The 19,715-nt window shown below is 70.6% G+C and carries 22 protein-coding genes; 11 read left to right on the forward strand and 11 right to left on the reverse strand.

The genetic code is table 11. The features are described 5' to 3' along the window. Positions 1-4 precede the first annotated feature (4 nt). On the reverse strand, positions 5-970 hold the full coding sequence (locus FB471_RS20940) for an esterase/lipase family protein (RefSeq protein ID WP_142000107.1): 966 nt from the start codon (positions 968-970) through the stop codon (positions 5-7). A 66-nt stretch (positions 971-1,036) separates the two neighbouring features. Further along, positions 1,037-1,930 carry an esterase/lipase family protein gene (locus FB471_RS20945; protein ID WP_142000108.1) on the reverse strand — a complete coding sequence of 298 codons (894 nt, stop codon included), beginning with the start codon at positions 1,928-1,930 and terminating at the stop codon, positions 1,037-1,039. A 213-nt stretch (positions 1,931-2,143) separates the two neighbouring features. Between FB471_RS20945 and sp36 the strand changes: the two genes are divergently transcribed. Genes sp36 through FB471_RS20975 form a run of 6 tightly spaced genes read left to right on the forward strand, consistent with a single transcriptional unit; the run spans position 2,144 to position 6,226 of the window. Continuing rightward, positions 2,144-2,305, forward strand: a complete 162-nt coding sequence (gene sp36 / locus FB471_RS20950) for a Sp36 family protein (protein ID WP_142000109.1) — start codon at positions 2,144-2,146, stop codon at positions 2,303-2,305. 3 nt (positions 2,306-2,308) lie between these two features. Then, positions 2,309-2,764, forward strand: coding sequence for a RidA family protein (locus tag FB471_RS20955; RefSeq protein WP_142000110.1), 456 nt, complete (start codon positions 2,309-2,311; stop codon positions 2,762-2,764). Continuing rightward, positions 2,764-3,402, forward strand: coding sequence for a hypothetical protein (locus FB471_RS20960; protein WP_142000111.1), 639 nt, complete (start codon positions 2,764-2,766; stop codon positions 3,400-3,402). The genes FB471_RS20955 and FB471_RS20960 overlap by 1 nt, the downstream gene beginning before the upstream one ends. A gap of 42 nt (positions 3,403-3,444) precedes the next feature. Next, positions 3,445-4,587 carry a hypothetical protein gene (locus FB471_RS20965; protein WP_142000112.1) on the forward strand — a complete coding sequence of 381 codons (1,143 nt, stop codon included), beginning with the start codon at positions 3,445-3,447 and terminating at the stop codon, positions 4,585-4,587. Between the two features lie 41 nt (positions 4,588-4,628). Beyond that, the gene (locus tag FB471_RS20970; protein ID WP_142000113.1) at positions 4,629-5,441 is read left to right on the forward strand and encodes an NUDIX hydrolase; all 813 of its coding nucleotides are present in this window, start codon (positions 4,629-4,631) and stop codon (positions 5,439-5,441) included. Then, entirely contained in the window at positions 5,438-6,226 is a 789-nt protein-coding gene (locus FB471_RS20975; protein WP_246076507.1) for an MBL fold metallo-hydrolase, read from the forward strand. The genes FB471_RS20970 and FB471_RS20975 overlap by 4 nt, the downstream gene beginning before the upstream one ends. Before the next feature lie 24 nt (positions 6,227-6,250). On the opposite strand, the gene FB471_RS20980 is transcribed toward FB471_RS20975, so the two are convergent. The 3 genes from FB471_RS20980 to FB471_RS20990 form a co-directional block, all read right to left on the reverse strand. After that, complete coding sequence (locus FB471_RS20980; RefSeq protein WP_142000115.1) at positions 6,251-7,510, reverse strand: MFS transporter; 1,260 nt, start codon at positions 7,508-7,510, stop codon at positions 6,251-6,253. Between the two features lie 386 nt (positions 7,511-7,896). Further along, on the reverse strand, positions 7,897-8,571 hold the full coding sequence (locus FB471_RS20985; RefSeq protein ID WP_142000116.1) for a Crp/Fnr family transcriptional regulator: 675 nt from the start codon (positions 8,569-8,571) through the stop codon (positions 7,897-7,899). Positions 8,572-8,791: 220 nt separating this feature from the next. Beyond that, entirely contained in the window at positions 8,792-9,043 is a 252-nt protein-coding gene (locus tag FB471_RS20990; RefSeq protein ID WP_142000117.1) for a hypothetical protein, read from the reverse strand. A 253-nt stretch (positions 9,044-9,296) separates the two neighbouring features. On the opposite strand from FB471_RS20990, the gene nth reads away from it, so the two are divergent. The 4 genes from nth to FB471_RS21010 all read left to right on the forward strand — a co-directional run bounded on the left by nth (position 9,297) and on the right by FB471_RS21010 (position 12,739). Beyond that, on the forward strand, positions 9,297-9,977 hold the full coding sequence (gene nth / locus FB471_RS20995) for an endonuclease III (protein ID WP_142000118.1): 681 nt from the start codon (positions 9,297-9,299) through the stop codon (positions 9,975-9,977). A 138-nt stretch (positions 9,978-10,115) separates the two neighbouring features. After that, entirely contained in the window at positions 10,116-10,841 is a 726-nt protein-coding gene (locus tag FB471_RS21000; RefSeq protein WP_142000119.1) for a TlpA family protein disulfide reductase, read from the forward strand. Continuing rightward, on the forward strand, positions 10,838-11,542 hold the full coding sequence (locus tag FB471_RS21005) for an NUDIX hydrolase (RefSeq protein WP_142000120.1): 705 nt from the start codon (positions 10,838-10,840) through the stop codon (positions 11,540-11,542). Before FB471_RS21000 ends, FB471_RS21005 begins: the two co-directional genes overlap by 4 nt. A 9-nt stretch (positions 11,543-11,551) precedes the next feature. After that, on the forward strand, positions 11,552-12,739 hold the full coding sequence (locus FB471_RS21010; protein WP_142000121.1) for a MarP family serine protease: 1,188 nt from the start codon (positions 11,552-11,554) through the stop codon (positions 12,737-12,739). Between the two features lie 13 nt (positions 12,740-12,752). On the opposite strand, the gene FB471_RS21015 is transcribed toward FB471_RS21010, so the two are convergent. From FB471_RS21015 to nhaA, 4 genes are all read right to left on the reverse strand, one after another. Then, positions 12,753-13,697, reverse strand: coding sequence for an alpha/beta fold hydrolase (locus FB471_RS21015; RefSeq protein ID WP_142000122.1), 945 nt, complete (start codon positions 13,695-13,697; stop codon positions 12,753-12,755). Between the two features lie 22 nt (positions 13,698-13,719). Beyond that, entirely contained in the window at positions 13,720-14,262 is a 543-nt protein-coding gene (locus FB471_RS21020; RefSeq protein WP_211358087.1) for a phage holin family protein, read from the reverse strand. 49 nt (positions 14,263-14,311) lie between these two features. Further along, positions 14,312-15,289, reverse strand: a complete 978-nt coding sequence (locus FB471_RS21025) for a leucine-rich repeat domain-containing protein (RefSeq protein ID WP_142000124.1) — start codon at positions 15,287-15,289, stop codon at positions 14,312-14,314. Between the two features lie 69 nt (positions 15,290-15,358). After that, the gene (gene nhaA, locus FB471_RS21030; protein WP_142000125.1) at positions 15,359-16,567 is read right to left on the reverse strand and encodes a Na+/H+ antiporter NhaA; all 1,209 of its coding nucleotides are present in this window, start codon (positions 16,565-16,567) and stop codon (positions 15,359-15,361) included. A gap of 272 nt (positions 16,568-16,839) precedes the next feature. Here nhaA and FB471_RS21035 point away from each other — a divergent pair, with 272 nt between their 5' ends. Then, entirely contained in the window at positions 16,840-18,306 is a 1,467-nt protein-coding gene (locus tag FB471_RS21035) for a peptide MFS transporter (protein ID WP_142000126.1), read from the forward strand. Between the two features lie 54 nt (positions 18,307-18,360). On the opposite strand, the gene FB471_RS21040 is transcribed toward FB471_RS21035, so the two are convergent. Further along, positions 18,361-19,080, reverse strand: a complete 720-nt coding sequence (locus tag FB471_RS21040) for a VIT1/CCC1 transporter family protein (RefSeq protein WP_142000127.1) — start codon at positions 19,078-19,080, stop codon at positions 18,361-18,363. Positions 19,081-19,156: 76 nt separating this feature from the next. Beyond that, positions 19,157-19,633 (reverse strand): DUF6319 family protein, encoded by a 477-nt coding sequence (locus FB471_RS21045; RefSeq protein WP_142000128.1) that lies wholly within the window; start codon positions 19,631-19,633, stop codon positions 19,157-19,159. Positions 19,634-19,715: the final 82 nt, after the last annotated feature.

A 19,715-nucleotide genomic window follows, 5' to 3' on the forward strand; every position in this document is an offset into this window, starting at 1 on the left:
CAAACTAGCGTGCCGCCCCGAGCGGGGTGACCAGGACGCACGGCACCGGTTCGGGATCGGCCGGATCGAGCGCGTTCAGCACGTGCCCCGCGGCGACCGGATCGGCCGCGACCGCGGCGTGCTCGGCGAAGTCCAGCCCGCATTCCTCCTGCAGCACGACGTTGTGCACGTTCGGTGCCTCGGCGACACCGCTGGTGTAGGGGATGACCGCCTCGTCGTAGCGGGTGACGATGTTGGTGTACTGCACTTCCGGCGCGAAAATGCCTTTCGCGTGCAGCTTCTTCAGGTAGTCCGAACCCTGGAGGAACTGCCGGCAGGAGCCGCAGATCGGGTCGAGTACCCCGTCCACCACCTTGTCCAGCCCGAACAGCTTGGCGTGCTGGTACAACGCGGACAGGCCGAGCAGCGTGGTGCCCTGCCACAGCGGTGTCAGGCTCACATACTTGTCTACTTTGGACTCTCCGCCGAGGAACCGGACGTAGTAGCTCGGCATGAGGGTGCCTTCGGAGTGGCCGAGTATGTCCACTGTGGCCGCGCCGGTACTGGCCAGCACCCGGTCGACGAAGGTGGCGAGCTCCTCGGCGCTGCGCTCCATCGGCAGCAGCCCGCCCGGCTGGTACACCGGTAACGGGTCGCCGGGAACGCCGTAGGTCAGCGAGAAGACGCAGTACCCCTCGTTGGCCAGCAGCGGGCTGAAGGTTTGCCAGTTCACCGTCTGGTTGGCGCCAAGGCCGTGCACCAGCACCACCGGGTTCGGGTGCTGCTCGCTGGGCTCGCAATCCCAGTCGTTGGCCCCCGGTGGTGGGCTGTTCGGCGCCGCGAGCTGCGCGGGAACGGCCGCCGCGAGGCTCCACGGGACCGGAAGTGGCTCCGTGTCGGCCTGTGCGATCGCCGGGGTGACCAGGACGGCCAGGGCGGCGACGAGCAGGCATGACAGCAGGGACGACAGCCGGGACAACGCTGTCCGCATATGAACTCCTTACCTACTGAGTAGTAGGTATGAAGCCAATCACAAGCATGCCGGGTGGCATATGCCTCATCCGGACGGTTTTACCGGTTGCATCGGCACGCAGGGGACCGGCGCGGCGTTCGCCGGATCCAGGGCGTTCAGCACGTGGCCGAGGGCGTTCGGATCGATCACGATGCCGACGTGGTTGACCCTGTCGGCGGGGCAGCCGTCCTGCAGCACGATGTTGGTGACGTTGGGTCCCTCGCCGAGCCCGGTGGTGTACGGGACGGCGATCTCGTCGTACCGGGTGACGATGTTGGTATAGGTGATCTCCGGCAGGAAGATCCCGCCCTCGTGCAGGGTGCGCAGGGTCGGTGAGTCGCTGAGTAGCTGGGTGCACGCCCGGCAGTCGGTGAGCAGCCGGCTGACCCAGCCCAGGCCGAGCGCGCGGAGCAGGCCGTAGAGGTTCGCCATGCCCGCGACGTTCGTACCGTCCCACCCCGGCGCGAGGCTCACGTACCTGTCGATCTTGCCCCGGCCGTCGAGCAGCTTGGCGTAGTACGTCGGCACGATCGTGCCCTGCGAGTACCCGACGATGTCCACCTGCCGCGCCCCGGTCGCCGATCTGACCCTGGCCACGAAGCCGGCGAGCTCGGCCGCGCTGTACTCGATCGGCATCAGGCCGCCCACCACCTCTTCCACCACGGGGGCGTCCGGGATGACCCCGTAGGTCAGGGCGAAGGCACAGTAGCCCTCGCGGACCAGCTTCGGGCCCAACGCGCGCCAGGTGGTGTCCTTGTTGTCCCTGGTCCCGTGCACCAGCACCACCGGATTCGGGTGGTCCGCACCGGGCTCGCAGGACCAGTCGTTGAAGCCGCCGCGCCCGCCGGCGGCCGGGCTCGCCGCGGCCGGGCCGGTGAGCACGGTGCCGAGCAGGGCGGCCAGGACGGAAACGGTGAACGCGTGGCGTGCTCGGCGCATGAGATACCCCCGGTTGCTCGGACGAGTTGCTCGGACGAAACGACTCCTCCCTCGACATTCGGGCACAGAACGCCTGACGACTAGGACACGACAGGGTGGACTCCGGGTTGCGACTTGCTACTTACGGTCACTCAGGGCAGCTGGCTCCGCGGGGGCCCGTGGCTGTGGTCCGTTTGGCAGCCCCGCTTGGCAGTCCCGCTACGCTCGGGACCCATGAGTGCCACCACATGGGAGTACGCCACCGTCCCGCTGCTGATCCACGCCACCAAGCAGATCCTCGACCAATGGGGTGAGGACGGCTGGGAGCTGGTGACGGTGCTGCCCAACCCGAGCGGCGAGCAGCACGTCGCGTACCTGAAGCGACCGAAGGGCTGAGCCATGAGCTGGAGCGCCAGACTCACCGAGCTCGGTATCGAACTGCCCGCGGTGGCCGCTCCGGTGGCCGCCTACGTACCGGCGGTGCGCAGCGGCTCGCAGGTACTGACCTCAGGCCAGCTGCCGTTCGTCGGCGGCGCGCTCCCGGCCACCGGGAAGGTCGGCGGCGAGGTGAGCCCGGAGGAGGCCAAGCAGCACGCGCGCACCGCGATGCTGAACGCGCTGGCCGCCGTGCACGACCTGGTCGGCATCGACACGGTGACCCGGGTGGTGAAGGTCGTCGGCTATGTGGCCTCCGCGGAGGGGTTCACCGGCCAGCCCGCCGTGATCAACGGCGCGTCGGAGCTGCTCGGTGAGGTTTTCGGCGACGCGGGCACGCACGCCCGGTCGGCGGTGGGGGTAGCGGAGTTGCCGCTCGGCACTCCGGTCGAGGTCGAGCTGGTTGTCGAGGTGGCCTGATGGATCCGGATATCGAACAGTCCTGTCACGAACTGCTGCTGCGCCTTGCGGGGCGGCTACCCGATCAGGTGTTGTGGCGGTTCCGCGACTGGCTCGGCGAGGGTGCGATGGGCACGCTCGCGCGGACGCTCCCGAAGTCTTTGCTAAAGCACAATGTTGATTTGGAGCAGCCGGAGTATCGCCTGCTCGTGGCGGGGGTCATCCCGCACGGCGGGGATTGGCACCAGGTCAGTTCCACGCTCGGGGTGGACGACGTCACCGAGAACCGGTACACATTCACCTCGGGTGCACCCGATTGGGTGAACTCCGTCGACTCGGTGTCCATGCTGGTGCACGCAACGTTGCGAGGCCGGCCGGATGTCGGCGAGGTGCGGGAAAGCTGGCGGCACGGCGGTGCCACGGAGGGTGCCGGCGAGCGCGAGCCGAAGCGGGTGCTGCTGGTCACCGCGTTGTCCGGAGTAACGCGGCTGACCGGGGAACTCCAGCGGGTGCTGCGCGTGCTCGGTGATGAGGCACCCAGCGTCGAGGTGCTGCCGCAGCGGCTCGAGCTGCCGGACTACCACCGCGCCGCGCTGGCCGACTCGCGGCTCGTGTGCGTGGGAGCCGTGGAGACCGGGCACAGACTCGTCCCGGCGTAGAGCCCGCTGCTCCTCCAGCGGCGGGCTGGAGGGAGTTAGGCCATGGCGGAGGTCCACGACGGCCCGGCCGGCGACGGTCTCGCCGTGCCGTTGCGGCTGCACAACCTGCTACTGGCACTGGCGGGCAGACTGGACGACAGCGCCCTCTCCGAGGCGCGCGAGCTGGTGGCTCGCTCGCATCTGGACGAGGCCGCCGAGCTCGCGGCCGGCACGCTGATCGCGGGCCGGATCCCGACGGCCGGGTCCGAGCAGCGCGAGCTGGCCCTGGTGCTGGAGATGAGCAGGTCGGACCCGACGCTGGTGGACCAGGTGCTCGTCGACGAGGGCTACACCCCGCAGCCGCACCGGTTCACCGGTGAGAACGAGCCGGAGCGGGGCGTAGCCGAGGCGCTGGAGAAGACCCTGCGGGTGCTGCCGGACCTGCGCTCGGTGCATGCCGTCTGGCGCAACACCCCGGCGGGCAGCGTGCCGGGTCCGTTGCCACAGCGGGTGGTGCTGGTGGAGATCGGTCCGGAGGCGCACCCGCCCGCGGTGGCCTACCGGGTGGACGCCGCCCTGCGACGCGCGAACCTGCCCTCGGTGGTCGAGGTGACCGGGCCGTGGGCGGAGCGGTTCGGCTACCACGAGAGTGCCTACGGTTCGGCGACCGCGGTCTGGCTCGCCTCCTCCGCGAGCTCCGGTAGCCAGTCCTCCGGCGAGCAGCGGCCGAAGAAGCGCAACCGACACGTCTCCCCGGTGGCCGAGACACCGAGGGAACCCGCGCAGGCCGGCGCGCCAGCCATGACCGAACAGCCGGAGCGACCGGAGCGACCGGAGCAGCCCCCGGCGCCGAACCCGCTCGCCGTCCCGCCTGCCCGGCAGGAGGACCAGGAGGGCGTGGCCAGCACGACCGACATGAGTTCGGCCGACGTGGCCCAGCTCCGCGCCGCGCTGGCCGAGGACCCGGAGACCGGTAAGGCGATCGCCGAGGGCAGGACGCGCACCGACGAGGTCGTCGAGCTGCCCGAGTTGGACCTGGACGACCCGCAGCTGAGCGAGCGTGATCGCGAGTTGCTCCGCGAGTTGCATGCCGAGCTCGCCGAACGGGAACGTGCCGAAGCCGCGGGGGGCAGGCCGAACAACGGTGCCAAGCGCGGTACCGAGCCACCCGCGCGTGGCTGGGCGGACGGTTTCTCCGGCGCGTGACGTGACGAGCGTCTCCCACGGGGCCGGCGCCACCGCGGCGTATGTTGCGAGGTGTGCGGCAACCGGATGACCTCAGTTTCGACGCGTCCCTGCTCCCCGAACCCGCGGTGACCCCGGCCGTGCCCAAGGACGCGGCCACGGTGATCCTCCTGCGGGACACTCCGGACGGGGTGGAGGTGTTCCTGCAGCGCAGGGTCGCCGGGATGGCCTTCGCCGGTGGGATGACCGTGTTCCCCGGCGGCGGGGTGGACGAGCGGGACGCCGATGCCTCGGTGCGCTGGGCGGGCCCGCCGCCCGCACGCTGGGCGCAATGGTTCGGCTGCGCGGAACCGATGGCGCGGGCACTGGTGTGCGCGGCGGTGCGGGAGACCTTCGAGGAGTCCGGGGTCCTGCTCGCCGGCAGCCCTACCGAAGTGGTCGCCGACACCGCTCGGTACGCGCGGGCAAGGGCCGCGCTGGTCTCCAGGGAGCTGTCCCTGGCCACCTTCCTGGCAGAGACCGGCTTCACCCTGCGCGCCGACCTGCTGCGCCCGTGGGCGAACTGGGTGACACCGGCGTCGGAGGCGCGCCGTTACGACACCCGGTTCTTCGTCGCGGCGCTGCCCGCGGGGCAGCGGGCCGACGGTGCCACCACGGAGGCGGAGAGTTCGGGCTGGTGGCGGCCCGCGGACGCGCTGACCGACGCCCGCGCGGGTCGCAGTGCCCTGATGCCGCCGACCTGGATCACACTGTCCGAGCTCGGCGAGTTCGATGCCACGGATGCGGTGCTCGCCGCGCCCCGGTCGATCGAGAAGATCATCCCGAACCTGGTCAGGGAAGGGGACAAGGTGCGAGTGGTATGGGAGCAGGCGTGAGTCGAGACAGGTCGGCACAGCATCCCGCGCCCGGTGTGTTGCGCGAGGTGTCCCCGGTGGCCTCGGTGCTGCTCGAGGACAACCCATCGGTGATGACCCTGGACGGCACGAACAGCTGGGTGCTGCGGGCGCCAGGCGCGCGTGGCTGCGTGGTGGTCGATCCCGGGTACGACGACCCGGAGCACCTGGACCGGCTCGCCGGGGTCGGCCTGGTGGAGCTGGTGGTGCTCACCCATCACCATCCCGATCACGCCGAGGGCGCCTCCCGGTTCGCGGAGCGGGTGGGCGCGCCGGTGCGCGCGTTCGACCCGGGGCTGTGCCGTGGCTCGGGCCGGCTGCGCCCCGGCGAGGAGCTGGTGGCTGGCGGGCTGCGAATCGAGGTGCTGCACACCCCGGGGCACACCAGGGACTCGGTGTCCCTGCGGCTGGAGCACGCCGGGCGCCCGCACGTGCTGACCGGTGACACGGTGCTGGGCCGCGGCACCACCGTGCTGACCGACCTCGGCGACTACCTGGACTCGCTGGACGTACTGTGCGAGCTGCCGCCGGACACCCTCGGGCTGCCGGGACACGGACCGGAGCTGGCCGACCTCGGCGCGGTGGCCAGGGAGTACCGCGAGCACCGCAGGCAGCGGCTGGACCAGGTGCGGGCGGCCGTGCGCGAGCTCGGGCCGGACGCCACCCCGCGGCAGGTGGTGGAGGTGGTCTACGCCGACGTCGACCGCTCGCTGTGGGGCCCCGCCGAGGCCAGCGTCACCGCCCAGCTGGAGTACCTGCGCCGGTAGGGATCCATTCCCGAACGAACCACGCTAGGTCGCGGCCACCCGGACCGGCTCGGGGGCGTCCCGCGTGCCGGACCGCACGGTCCCGCGCAGCAGCCAGACCACCCCGGCCAGCAGCACCGCGGCCGCGGCCGCGGTGAGGAACGCGGTGGGCGGTCCGCCGTGCTCGACCAGGTAGCCGCTGACCGACTGGCCCGCGGCCAGACCGAGGGTGGCGGCGGTGAGCACCCAGCCGAACGCCTCCGCGGCGGTTCCCCTCGGGGCGACCACCTCGATCACCGCGGAGTGCGTCGTCGACTGCGGGGTGATCAGTGCCCCCGCGGCCAGCATCGCCAGCGCCAGCCCCCACAGCGTGCCCGGTAGCGCCAGCAGGGCCACCAGCGCACCGAACCCGCCGAGCAGCACCGGCAGCCGCACCGGCATGGTGCGCGGCCAGGGGCGCAGGCTGTAGGCGACCCCGAAACCGACCGAGCTGATCGACCAGGCCGAGAGCAACAGCCCGCCGACCGCGGCGTGCCCGGCCTGGGTCGCCGCTGCCGGTACGGCGACCTCCACGAACCCGAGCACCACCCCGAAGCCGAACACGGCGATCGCCAGGGTGCGCATCCCCGGGCTGGCCAGCGCGCCGAGCAAGGTGCCGCCGGCCCGCTCGGCCGGGCCCCAGGCCCGCACGGCCGGGCTGAACGCGAAGCAGGTGGCTCCGGCGACCATGCAGGCGGCGCCGAGCGCCATTCCGGTGCCCGGCCACGGGGCGGCGATCAGCAGCCCGGCGATACCCGGCCCGAGGATGAAGAACATCTCCATGCTGATCGCCTCGTAGGAGAAGGCGGCATTGCGGGTCGGGCCGGGCGGCAGCAGCCTGCTCCACAGCGCCCGGGAGGCGGAACCGGTCATCGGTTCGGTCAGACCGATGCAGGCCGCGAGGGTGATCAGCATCGGGGTCGGCGCCCGGGCCTCGATCGCGACGATCAACGCGGTCATCGCGGTGAGAAACAATCCGATCACGATCAGCAACGGCCGGGTTGGGCCGAACCGGTCCATCAGCCTGCCCTGGATGACCGCACCCACCGCGACCCCGATCAGGGCGCTTGCGGATACCAGCCCGGCGATCGCGAACGAGCCGGTTGTGCGTTGCACGTAGAGCAATGCGGAGATCCCGATCATCGCGATGGGCAGCCTGGCCAGCACGGACGCCGCCGCCGGCCCACGCGCTCCGGGCGTGGTCAGTGCGGCGCGGTAGTCGGCGAGGGACGCGCGGCCTTCCGCGGAGTCAGCAGGCTGGGACACGTGTATCAGTGTGCCGAAAAATGGTACGGGGGTACCACTGATTTTCCGGTGTGTTGGCTCACCCGGCGGAGGTTTCGGTCTCGGTTGGATAACGGAGTCCGGCTTTTCGCGAGATTCGCGCAACGAATCGATCGAGAAGGCGTCCTTGAGAGTGAACGGCCTTGAGTTGGTGGGTAGGGGTCGTGCGATGGTTGACCAACTGAACGAGTTTCCCTCCGGAATCAGGTCGGGGCCTACACCGGAGGGCGGGGAGCGCGGGCTGTCGGGGGATGGTCCGCGCACGGCAAGAGGCCGGTGCGCCACGTCGGGGGTGGCGCCCGGCCTCTTGTCATGTCACGGGTCGATGCGCGGTCCCAGCTCGGCTGGGACCGGTTCGGCGGGGTTGGTCAGCGAGCCCGCCGTGCCAGCCGCTCCGGGTCCAGGATCAGCACGCTCTTGCCCTCGAGGCGCAGCCAACCGCGGTGCGCGAAGTCGGCCAGCGCCTTGTTCACCGTCTCCCGGGACGCGCCGACGAACTGGGCGATCTCCTCCTGGGTCAGGTCGTGGGTGACCCGCAGTAGCCCGGCCTCCTGGCTGCCGAAACGCTGCGCAAGCTGCAGCAGCGCCCGCGCCACCCGGCCGGGGACGTCGGTGAAGATCAACTCGGCGACCATGTTGTTGGTGCGGCGCAGCCTGCGGGCGACCACTCGCAGCAGCTGCTCGGCGATCTCCGGCCGGGTCGAGATCCACTGGCGCAGTGCGGCCCGGTCCATGGTGACCGAGCGCACCTCGGTCACCGTGGTGGCGCTCGAGGTCCGCGGACCCGGGTCGAAGATGGACAGCTCACCGAACATGTCCGAGGGGCCGAAGATCCCGAGCAGGTTCTCCCTGCCGTCCGGGGACTTGCGGCCGATCTTCACCTTGCCGGACTGGATGATGTACAGCTTGTCACCAGGCTCGCCCTCGTTGAAGATCACGTGGCCCCGCGGGAACTCCACACTCTCCAAGGTTTGGGCGAGCGCCTCGGCCGCCGCGGGTTCCACGCCCTGGAAGATGCCCGCGCGGGCCAGGGTTTCGTCCACCTCGTGCCTCCTCATCGTGTGGCGAGCCGTGATCCTCGGGCAGAGGAGCGTGTCGCCTGCCACTCACATGCAGTCTAGGGCGTGCCGTGGACATCGGTCCGTGGCTCGCCGCCGGAGCGACAAACCCGCCCGAGCGGGTGAGTACGGCTCCGGCGTGCGATCGTCCGGACACCGTCCGTGTGGCGGCGGCTACCGAAACGATCACGCCCAACGAGGGAGCCTAACTGCGGGCACGACGAGGGCGCAGCTTGGCCGTCCTTCCGCCGAGCCTGCGTAGCCGGAACAGCTCCAGCGCCCGGCCGATGCCGTGCCCGTACAGTGCCCTGACCTCGTTCGGCTGCGCCTGTTCCAGGAACTCTTCGACGTCTTCCTCGCGTACCGTCACGTTGCGCAGCCGGTTTTCCACCCGTTCCATGGCCAGCGCGAAGAACATGACCACGAGGGGAACCGCGATGACGAACCAGACAGTCATGGACTCCAGAGTCTCCAGATCCTCGCTGATGGCGGCTCGGTCTGTGCGCCAGGTGTGTGTTGTGGTGTGTCGGCCGGCCAGTTCCCTCGGGAAGGCACCTTCTCGGGCGGTGGGCGCTACCTCGAAGGTCGGATGGCGCCCGTAGGCTATCGGGGTGTCATCCGTCGCTCGAAGTGCCCCCCGAAAGGGTGGCGCCAGTAGTCGCTCTTTCGAGGGAGAGAGCCGGCTTGCGTTAGTGAGACGTGCCAGGCGTATGAAACGTTGCCTCGACGAGGCATATCCGGACGCGCATTGCGAGCTGGATTTCGGTACGCCGCTGGAACTGATCGTGGCCGTGGTGCTGTCCGCGCAGACCACGGACGTGCGGGTCAACGAGGTGACCCCCGCCCTGTTCGCCAGGTACCGCACCGCCGCCGACTACGCCGGGGCCGACCCGACCGAGTTGGAGGAACTACTGCGCCCGACCGGGTTCTTCCGGGCCAAGGCCAGGTCGTTGCTGCGGCTGGGCGCGGAGCTGGTCGAGCGGTTCGACGGCGAGGTGCCGCGCACCATCGAGGAACTGGTCACCCTGCCCGGGGTCGGCCGCAAGACCGCGAACGTGGTGCTCGGCAACGCCTTCGACGTGCCGGGGATCACAGTGGATACCCACTTCGGCCGGCTGGTCCGGCGCTGGGGCTGGACCGCGGAGGAGGACCCGGTCAAGGTCGAGCACGCGGTCGGTGAGCTGATCCCGCGCAAGGAGTGGACGATGCTCTCGCACCGGGTGATCTTCCACGGCCGCCGGGTCTGCCACGCCCGCAAGCCCGCCTGCGGTGCCTGCCCGCTGGCCAGGGACTGCCCGGCCTTCGGCGCGGGGCCGACCGAGTTCGCCGAGGCGGCCAAGTTGGTGAAGGGACCGGAACGCGAGCACCTGCTGGCGATGGTGCAGCGGTGACCGGGCGTCCGAGAACCGCTGGGACCTGTGGTGGCGAGCGGAGGAACGCGCCCACCCTTCTCCCACCACCACCCGAACGGAGGCGCTCCCGCCGCAGTGCTCAGCGGCGAGGAGCCCACGAGCGGGGAGGCGGGGCGCATGACCCGCGGACGTGACGGCCGCGACCGGAGTCCGAGCCCCGCCGAGCCGACCGTGTCGCCCGCTTCCCGGCAAGCACTGACCTCCCGGACGTCCGGCACCAGGGCCACGGTCCTCAGATGGGGGCTCCTCGCCGCGGTACTTGCGCTGGCGGTGGTGGTCGCGGTGCTGCCGCGCGGCGAGGAGGAGGCTCCCTCTCGGCAACATCCCCAGCCCGTGGCGGCCGACCTGACCCAGGCCAGGGCGCGGGCGGCTTTGCCGCCCTGCCCCGGTGGTGGGCGCGGCGAGGTCGACCGGCTGGCCGGGGTGTCGGCCATCTGCCTCGCCGACGGCTCCCCGGTCGATCTCGGCGCCGCCCTCGCCGGCCGGACCACCCTGGTGAACGTCTGGGCCACCTGGTGCGCGCCCTGCCGGGCCGAGCTACCCGTGCTGGCCGCCTATGCCGAGCAGCCCGGCTCGGTGCCGGTGCTGGGCGTGCAGGTGGCCAGCGGCCAGGCGGACGGCCTCGACCTGCTCGCCGAGCTGGACGTGCGGCTGCCGAGCGTGCACGACGGCGAGGACATGACCGCCGGGCCGGTGCGCTCGGCGCTGCGCGTCCCGCGGGCCCTGCCGGCCTCGTACCTGGTCACCGCGGAGGGCGCGGTGCGGTTCGTCACCGACCCGCGGCTGTTCGACGACGTCGCCGCGGTGCGCTCGGCGGTCGAGTCCTACGGCGGTGCCACGTGACCGGTGCGCTGGTGCGACCCGGTTCGGTACCCGGCTGGCTGCGCCCGCTGGTGGAGGTCAGCGGCGAGCTGGACACGCAGACCTTCACCGCCTTCCGCCCACCGCGCGGTACGGCCAGCCGCCCCGCCTCGGTGCTGGTGCTGTTCGGCGAGCAGGGCGGCGAGCCGGATGTGCTGCTGCTGCGCAGGGCCGACACCCTCGGATCGCATGCCGGCCAGGTTGCCTTCCCCGGGGGCGGGGCCGAGGACGGCGACGGCGGGCCGGTGGCCACCGCGCTGCGCGAGGCCGAGGAGGAGACCGGTGTCGAGCCCTCCGGGGTGCGGCCGGTCGCCCTGCTGCCGGAGTTGTACGTTCCGGTTTCCGGGTTCGCCGTCACCCCGGTGCTGGCGAGCTGGGACACCCCGTCCCCGGTGCGGGCGGTGGATCCGGGGGAGACCGCCGCGGTGGCGCGGGTGCCGATCGCCGAACTGGTCGCCCCGGCGAACCGTTTCCAGGTACACAAGCCCGGTTCGGGGTGGCGCGGTCCCGCCTTCGAGGTCAACGGCCTGTTCGTCTGGGGCTTCACCGCGGGCCTGCTCTCCGTGCTGCTCACCCTGGGCGGGTGGGAACGCGACTGGGATCGCTCGGACGTGCGGGACGTTGACGTAGCGTTGGCCGAGCACGAGGCCCGTACCGGGGCCGGTCGGGACAACAGTGGGTAGGGAGCGGGCGTGAACTGGGTCGACGTGCTGGTCGTGCTGCTGGCCGTGCTGGCGGCGGTGTCCGGCGCGCGGCAGGGTGTGGTGATCGCGTTGCCCGCCTTTCTCGGGGTGGTGCTCGGGGCGGTCGTCGGCATCCGGGTCGCGCCGCTGATCGTCGACCTGTTCGAGAGCGTGGTCGCCAGGGTGGCGTTCGCGGTGGCCACGGTGGTCTTCCTGATCGCGCTGGGGGAGACCCTCGGCGTCTGGATCGGCAACAAGATCAAACGCCGGATCAGGTCCCCCAAGCTGTCCGGGGCGGACAACACGCTCGGCGCGATCGTGCAGGGCGCTGTGGTCTTCGTGGTCGCCTGGCTGATCGCGTTGCCGCTGACCAGCGTGGCCGGGTTGCCGGGCCTGGCCTCGGCGATCAACAACTCGAAGGTGCTCGGCGGCGTCAACTCGGTGATGCCGAACGCGGCGCAGAACCTGCCCAACGAGCTGCGCAAGCTGCTGATCGACGAGTCCGGTTTCCCGTTCATCCTCGATCCCTTCGACAAGGCGCCGATCAACGAGATCGAACCCCCTGACCCGAGCCTGCAGAACAGGCCGGTCGTGCAGCAGTTGCGGGGCAGCGTGGTGAAGGTGCGGGGCGCGGCGCCGTCCTGCTCCCGGGCGCTGGAGGGCACCGGCTTCGTGATCGCACCGCGGCGGGTGATGACGAACGCGCACGTGGTGGCGGGCACCAACGAGGTCGCGCTGGAGACGGACCGGGGTCGGGTGCCCGCCCGGGTGGTGTACTTCGATCCGGAGACCGATGTCGCGATCCTCGCCGCGCCCGCGCTCGAGGCGCCGGCGATGCGGTTCGCCTCGTCCCCTGCCCGGGCCGGGGACGACGCGATCGTGCTCGGCTACCCGCTGGACGGCCCGTACACGGCGAAGGAGGCACGGGTGCGGGCGCAGATCAACCTGCGCGGCCCGGACATCTACGACGAGCAGACCGTGCAGCGCCAGGTGTTCACCGTGCGCGGCGAGGTGCGCAGCGGCAACTCCGGCGGACCGATGATCGATCCGAACGGCCGCGTGATCGGGGTGGTGTTCGGTGCCGCGGTCGACGACCAGGACACCGGGTTCGTGCTGACCGCCGAGGAGGTTCGCCCCGAGGTGCGGGCCGCGCCCGGCTACGGGGCGCGGGTGAGCACCGGCCCCTGTACCGCGTGACGGGCTTGCGGGATCAGTCCGGCAGCCCGGCGAGGAAGGCCGTCAGGGTGGCCCCGGTCCGGCTCGCGGCCTCGAGCTGTGGAAAGTGCCCCACATCGGGCAGGGTCTCGAACCGCGAGCGCGGCCCCAGCCACGGCGCCGAGTCGCGGGCGGTGGCCGGCAGCACGCAGGGGTCCGCCTCGCCGTGCAACTGCAGTACGGGCACCCGCACGCGCGCGTCGACCGCCCCGGTGAACCGCCTGCCCTCGCCGCGGAACTGGGCGCGGAAGGCCCAGCGGTAGTACTCCAGCGCGCTGTGCGCGACATGCGGCACCAGCATGGCCGCGCGCAGTCTGCGCGCGGTGTCGGCGAAGTCGGGGGTCGCGGCCCACCGCGGGTGGGCGAGCTCCCGCAGCCACCGCTCCACCGCGGCCGCCTCCGCGCGGACCAGCCCGCGCTCCGGGAGGAGTGGGAGCTGGGCACGGAAGAGCTGGCCGAGCGCGCGGGCCTGGTTGCGCGGGTGCCTGCGCAGGGCGGTACGCGGGATCGCGGCCCGCAGCGCGAGGGGGTGTGCGCCGGCCAGCACGCTCACCGAGCCGACCACCCTGGGATGCAGGGTCGCCACCGTCCAGGCGAGCAGGCCGCCCCAGGCATGCCCGACCAGGTGCGCCCTCGGCTCACCGAGCGCGCGGACCAGCCCGGCCACGTCCCCGGACAGTGTCCAGGCGTCGTAGCCGCGGGGCGGTTTGTCCGAGTCCCCGTAGCCGCGCAGGTCGACGGCGACCGCGCGGTATCCGGCGTCGGCCAGCGTGAGCAGCTGGTGCCGCCAGACCCACCAGAACCCCGCGAAGCCGTGCAGCAGCAGCACCATCGGTCCGGAGCCCGCTTCCGCGACGTGCAACCGGATCCCGTTCGCGGAGACGTCGCGATGTGTCCACGGACCGTCGATCCGGACGCTGGACGGGTCGGGTGCTCGCACCAGCGGTTCTCGGACGCTCTGTCTAGCCGCGTGGCGCGCCGGGTGCCGCCGCGGCCCGCTCCGGGGTGGTCGCCAGCTCGTCACCCGTGTCGCGGCGTGGTCGCAGCGCGGCCGCGGTCTCCCGGACGCTGCTGATCGTGCGTTCCGGGGCGCGCAGCTTCTTCACCTTCCGGTATCCGAGCAGCAGGAAGAACGCCACGGTCACGAGCATCAGCCCGAACACGATGGCGAAGGCCGCCCAGCGCTGCAGCCACTCGGACAGCAGCTCACCGAGGAAGAAAAAGAAGAAGAACGAGCTGTACAGGGCGACGACCAGGGCGATGATGAAGAAGATGCTGCCTTTGAGGCCCTTCTTCGCCTCCCTGGCCACCTCGGACTTGGCGAGCTCGACCTCGGCGCGCACCAGGGTCGAGAGGTGCTCCGTCGCGTCCCGGACCAGGTTGCCGACCGAGCGGTCACCGTCGGCCGCGCCGCCGTCAGGGTCTTCGGAGAGCGGAACGTAGGGCACCCAGCCACCGCCGTCCTTGTCGTTGAATTGGTGCTTGGGGCTGCTCACGAGCCACATCGTGCCATGCGCCCCTCCGGCGGGCGCGCAGGGCGCGCAGGGGCGCTGGTCATGGCCGGTGCGTTTTCCAGTCCGGCCCGCGCAGGTCGGTGCCCGGCCGCTGGCGCAGGCCGGCCAGCTGACCGGCGTCGATGCCCTCGTTGCCGCCGAGGAACAGCAGATCCAGCTCGGGCAGGTCGGCCAGCGGACGGGTGTCTCGGACGGCGTTGTCGGCGAGCCCGAGCTGGCGCAGCCGCACCAGGCCGGCCAGCGGGGCCAGATCCGTGATGCCGCTGGCCCACAGGTAAAGGCTGCGCAGCTCGGTGAGGCCGGCGAGTGGTTCGAGGTCGTGCAGTGGGTTCTCCGAGAGGTCGAGGCTGCGCAGGCCACTGAGCCCGCGCAGCGGCGCGAGCGAGCCGATCCGGTTGGCGCGCAGGTTCACCGAAGCCAGCGTGGTGAGGCCGGCGAGTGGCGCCAGGTCGGTGATCCGGTTCTGGGCGGCATCCAGGTGCTCCAGGGCCGACAACTCGTCCAGACCGGCAAGCGACCCGATCCGATTGTCGGCGAGTTCGAGTGAGCGCAGCCTGCCGTGCCCGCGCAGCTCCGGCGCCGCGGTCAGCGAGTTGGCGCCCAGGTCGAGCCGGGTCAGGTAGCGCAGTTCGCGGGCGAACCGTAGTTCGCCGAGTGCGTTGTCGTACAGATCGAGCCAGGTCAGGCTGGTCATTCCGGCCAGCGGGGTGGCATCGCTGACCCGGTTGCCGCGCAGGCTGAGCGCGGGTAGCCGATCCAACCCCGCCAGCGGCCGCAGGTCGGTGAGTCGGTTGAAGCTCAGAAACAGCCCGGTCAGGTTCGGCAACCCGGCCAGCGGGCCCAGGTCGGTGATCTCGTTGTGGTCCAGGCGCAGCACCCGCAACTGCGGGTACCGCTCGATCCCACTCAGGTCGGTGATGCCGGACCGGCTGGCGTCCAATGCCCGCAGGGTGCCGTCCTCCGCGCGCGGGGCGCGCGCCACGGCCTGCCGCAGGTTCGGGTCGGGCAACGTGTTCATGCCTATCAAGTATACATACCGGTCGGTATACCGCGGCCCGGGCCGCGGTCAGCGACCCGGCGGGCTTGGTCAGACGTTGTTCTCCGCGCTGTGTGCGCGGCTGCGCCGCACCAGCAGGGCGGCTGCGGTGAGCGAGGCGACGGCCGAGGCGAGCAGCACGGCGGCCTTGGCCAGCTCGGTCGTCTCCCCGGTCAGCGACAGGTCGGCGATCAGCAGGCTCACCGTGAACCCGACCCCGCCGAGCATCGCCAGTGCCGCGATATCTCGCCACCCGACGCCGCGAGGCAGGGTGGCCAGCCGGGTCCGCACGGCGAACACACTCGCGCCGAAGATACCGATGAACTTGCCGCCGACCAGACCGATCATCACGGCCAGCGGGAGGGCACCGGTGAACACCTCGCCCAGCGACTCGCCGCTGACCTCGATCCCCGCCGCGAACAGGGCGAACACCGGCACCGCGAGCGCGGCCGACCACGGTTGCAGCAGGTGTTCCAGCCGGATCGCGGGTGCCTCGTGCTCCTCCGGATCGGGGCGCACCCTGGTCAGCAGGCCGAGTGCCACCCCGGCGATCGTGGCGTGGATACCAGCGGAGTGCACCGCGACCCAGGTGATCACTGCCAGCGGTACGTACAGCCAGGGTGTCCGGATGCGTTTGTGCTGCAGCCAGGAGTAGAGCAGCAGGGATGCCACCGCGATCCCGCCCGCGAGCAGGTCGAACTTGGTGGTGAACAGCACCGCGATGACGATGATCGCGCCGAGGTCATCGACCACGGCGAGGGAGAGCAGGAAGACCCGCGCGCTGCTGGGCAGGTTGGAGCCGGTCACCGCGAGCACGCCGAGCGCGAAGGCGATGTCGGTGGCCACCGGGATGGCCCAGGCCTGGTCCATCCCTGGCTCACCCCAGCCGATGGACAGCGCGATCCCCGCGGGGATGACCATGCCGCCGATCGCCGCCACGATCGGCAACGTCGCCGCCTTCAGGTTGGACAGCTCGCCGACCACCATCTCGCGTTTGAGCTCGAGCCCCACGACGAAGAAGAACAGCGCGAGCAGGCCGTCCTTGGCCCAGTCACCGATGGAGAGGTTCAGGTGCAGCAGCTCGGGACCGATCTCGAATTCCCGGATCGAGCGGTAGATGTCACCGAGTGGTGAGTTGGCCCAGATGAGCGCGACCGCGGTCGCCACGAGCAGGATGATCCCGCCGGTGGTCTCGGTGCGCAGGTAGCGGGCGAACTCGGCGACGGCCTGACCCGGGCGACGCGGTTCCGGTGTGTTCACAGGCGAAACTCCCAATAGTGCGGTCGATGGCCTCTACGCCGACCAGACTTCCCGGCACACCTTCACGAAATTTTAGCGTGCGAGCGGTCGCCGTGATCGTCATCGTGGGAATGCCCACTTGGTTGCATCCTGTATGCACTCCGGGTAGGTGGCTCGATACCGGGCATATCCGGCATGGTGCTTTGGTACGACGATGCGCCCTATCGGGTCAAAGTCCGTCCAATCTACGATGCTGCTGACAACGATGTCTAAACCATGAGGATGGGCGAGTTGTGAGTACCTCTACCGAGGTCGGACAGGGCCAGCCGGACAGGTCGTTCTTCGGGCACCCACGAGGGCTGGCGAACCTGTTCGGCATCGAGATGTGGGAGCGCTTCTCCTTCTACGGGATGCAGGCGATCCTCACTATTTACCTCTACTACGAGGTGGCCGAGGGCGGCCTTGCGCTACCCAAGGACAGCGCGACCAGTGTGGTCGGCGCATACGGCGGGCTGGTCTACCTATCCACCATCGTCGGCGCCTGGTTCGCGGACCGGCTGCTCGGCAGGCAGCGCACGCTGTTCTACAGCGCGGTACTGATCATGTTCGGTCATATCTCGCTGGCCGTGCTGCCCGGAATGGCCGGTGTCGGGGTCGGCCTCGCCGCGGTCGGGCTCGGCAGCGGTGGCCTCAAGGGTAACGCGACCTCGCTGGTCGGGTCGCTGTATGCGAAGGAGGACGAGCGGCGAGACGCCGCCTTCTCCATCTTCTATCTTGGTATCAACCTCGGTGCCTTCGTCGGGCAGATCCTGACCGGACTGGTGCAGGAGGAGGTCGGCTTCCACTACGGGTTCGGGCTGGCCGCGCTCGGCATGGCCATCGGCCTGGTCCAGTACACCCTCGGGCGGAAGAACCTCAGCGCGGACGCCGATGTGGTGTCGAACCCGCTGCCCGCGGCACGGCGGCCACTGGCGATCGCCGGGGCGCTGGTCGTGGTCGCGGCAATTGTGCTGCTGGTGGTGGCCGGGGCGATCACCCCGGCGAACCTGGCCGATGTCACGCTCGTGGTGATCATCGTCGCGGTGATCGCCTACTTCACGGTCATCCTGACCAGCAAGCGGATCACCGCGGTCGAGCGCAAGCGGGTGTTCAGCTTCATCCCGATGTTCCTGGCCAGCTTCGTGTTCTTCTCGCTGTTCCAGCAGCAGTACACCCTGGTGATCATTTACGCCGACCAGCGGGTCGACCGAGGCATCTTCGGCTGGGAGATGCCGGTGGCCTGGGCGAACTCGTTCAACCCGGTGTTCATCATCCTGCTGGCCGGGGTGTTCGCGGCGATGTGGACCAAGCTGGGCTCGCGCCAGCCGTCCACCCCGATCAAGTTCGCCCTCGGCACGATCACCATCGGCATCGCGTACCTGGTGTTCCTGCTGTTCGCCGGCGGAACGGGGAACAGCACGCCGTTGCTGATCCTGGTGCTGATCATGCTCATCTTCACCGTCGGTGAGCTGATGCTGTCCCCGGTGGGCCTCTCCCTGTCCACCAAGCTGGCCCCGGCCGCGTTCCGTACCCAGATGGTGGCCTTGAACTTCCTGTCCATCGCGCTGGGTTCGACCATGGCGGGATGGCTGGCCGGCTACTACAGCGTGGACAACGAGACGCCGTATTTCGCGCTGGTCGGCGGCGCCTCGATCGCGTTCGGCCTGCTGCTGGTGCTGATGACGCCGTTCATCAAGAAGCTGATGAGCGGGGTGCGTTAGTTCGCGCCCGGTGGTCCCCGGTGTTCCGCGCGGCTTTCCGGCCGCGCGGAACACTCACACCGCCGCACCGAACAGGGTGCCGACCAGATAGGTGACCGCCATCGTCAGGGCGCCCACCCCGACGTTGCGGGTGATGGCGTGGGCGATCCTGGCCCCGCCGAGCCACGCGCTCACCAGGCCGGTCAGCGCGAGGCTGAGCACCACCGCCGCGGCGCAGGCCCACACCCGGGCCGGTGTCGGCGGCACGGTGATCGCGACCAGCGGGAGCAGCGCGCCGATCGAGAACGCGAGCAGCGAGGCCCAGGCCGCCTGCCATGGGCTGGTCAGGTGCTTCGGGTCGATCCGCAACTCGGCCTCGGCGTGTGCCTGCAGCGCGTCCTTCGCGGTGAGTTCCTTCGCGACCCGCGCGGCCAGCTCCGGGGACAACCCCTTGTGCTGGTAGATCTCGGCCAGCTCGCGTTCCTCGGCCTCCGGCATCGTGGCCAGCTCCCGCCGTTCGAGCCGCAGCATGGCCCGCTCGGAATCGCGCTGGCTGCTGACCGAGACGTACTCGCCGCCCGCCATGGACAGGGCGCCGGCGACCAGGCCGGCGATGCCGGCGGTGAGGATGGCCATCCGGTCCGCGGTGGCCCCGGCGACGCCGACGACGAGACCGGCGACGGACACGATGCCGTCGTTCGCGCCGAGTACCCCCGCGCGCAGCCAGTTGAGCTTGCCGCCGACATCGTCGTGGTGCGCCTCATCGGAATGCGCGGGCTCCGGCGTGTCGGTCACCGTTCAAGTGAAACACGGGCACCCCGGGTGGGTGCCGGTTCGATCGGCACCCACCCGGGTGGCACGGACGTCCTGTTCAGCTCTCCAGCTCGGCCAGTGCCTGCTTCGCCTGCTCGAGCTCGGCCTCGAGCTGGGCGACCTTGGCCTGCTGCTGCTCGCGGGCCGCGTTGATCACTTCGTCGATCGGGCCGGACAGCTCGATGTGCAGCTCCTTCGCCGCGCGGGAGACGGCCGCGGCGGGGATCTCGAGCCCGCGGGTGACCCACTTGCTGCCGTGCTTGAGCTCGGCCTGCCACTCGCCGTCGGCCGTGCCGGTGACGGTGAGGGTCAGCTCGACGGTCCGGGTCTTCTTCGCGTTGGCGCCCTTGGGCCTGCCGCGCTTGGGCTTGGCCTGCTCGTCGGCGGTAGCGGCGTCCTGGTTGCCTTCGGAGTCGTTGCTGGTCGGGTCGTTACCGGTGGTGTCGTCAGCGTCGGAGGACGAGTCGGAGACCTCGCCGTTCGCCTGGTTCTCCGAGGTTTCTTCCTGCTGCTCTGTCAAGGAATCCACGGTCATCGTCGGTGTCGTCTCCTTGCCGGATGGATGGGTTCTCCCGCGCGACAGCGTAGAACACCCGTTCGATTACTCCGCGTCGGGG

Source organism: Amycolatopsis cihanbeyliensis, assembly GCF_006715045.1.
In the GTDB taxonomy this organism is placed as follows: domain Bacteria; phylum Actinomycetota; class Actinomycetes; order Mycobacteriales; family Pseudonocardiaceae; genus Amycolatopsis; species Amycolatopsis cihanbeyliensis.

Excerpts from the sequence above, each read along its gene's own strand:
- FB471_RS20940 (WP_142000107.1), bottom strand. The coding sequence starts at position 970 with ATGCGGACAGCGTTGTCCCGGCTGTCGTCCCTGCTGTCATGCCTGCTC.
- FB471_RS20945 (WP_142000108.1), bottom strand. The coding sequence starts at position 1,930 with ATGCGCCGAGCACGCCACGCGTTCACCGTTTCCGTCCTGGCCGCCCTG.
- sp36 (WP_142000109.1), top strand. The coding sequence starts at position 2,144 with ATGAGTGCCACCACATGGGAGTACGCCACCGTCCCGCTGCTGATCCAC.
- FB471_RS20955 (WP_142000110.1), top strand. The coding sequence starts at position 2,309 with ATGAGCTGGAGCGCCAGACTCACCGAGCTCGGTATCGAACTGCCCGCG.
- FB471_RS20960 (WP_142000111.1), top strand. The coding sequence starts at position 2,764 with ATGGATCCGGATATCGAACAGTCCTGTCACGAACTGCTGCTGCGCCTT.
- FB471_RS20965 (WP_142000112.1), top strand. The coding sequence starts at position 3,445 with ATGGCGGAGGTCCACGACGGCCCGGCCGGCGACGGTCTCGCCGTGCCG.
- FB471_RS20970 (WP_142000113.1), top strand. The coding sequence starts at position 4,629 with ATGTTGCGAGGTGTGCGGCAACCGGATGACCTCAGTTTCGACGCGTCC.
- FB471_RS20990 (WP_142000117.1), bottom strand. The coding sequence starts at position 9,043 with ATGACTGTCTGGTTCGTCATCGCGGTTCCCCTCGTGGTCATGTTCTTC.
- nth (WP_142000118.1), top strand. The coding sequence starts at position 9,297 with ATGAAACGTTGCCTCGACGAGGCATATCCGGACGCGCATTGCGAGCTG.
- FB471_RS21000 (WP_142000119.1), top strand. The coding sequence starts at position 10,116 with ATGACCCGCGGACGTGACGGCCGCGACCGGAGTCCGAGCCCCGCCGAG.
- FB471_RS21020 (WP_211358087.1), bottom strand. The coding sequence starts at position 14,262 with ATGTGGCTCGTGAGCAGCCCCAAGCACCAATTCAACGACAAGGACGGC.
- FB471_RS21025 (WP_142000124.1), bottom strand. The coding sequence starts at position 15,289 with ATGAACACGTTGCCCGACCCGAACCTGCGGCAGGCCGTGGCGCGCGCC.
- FB471_RS21045 (WP_142000128.1), bottom strand. The coding sequence starts at position 19,633 with ATGACCGTGGATTCCTTGACAGAGCAGCAGGAAGAAACCTCGGAGAAC.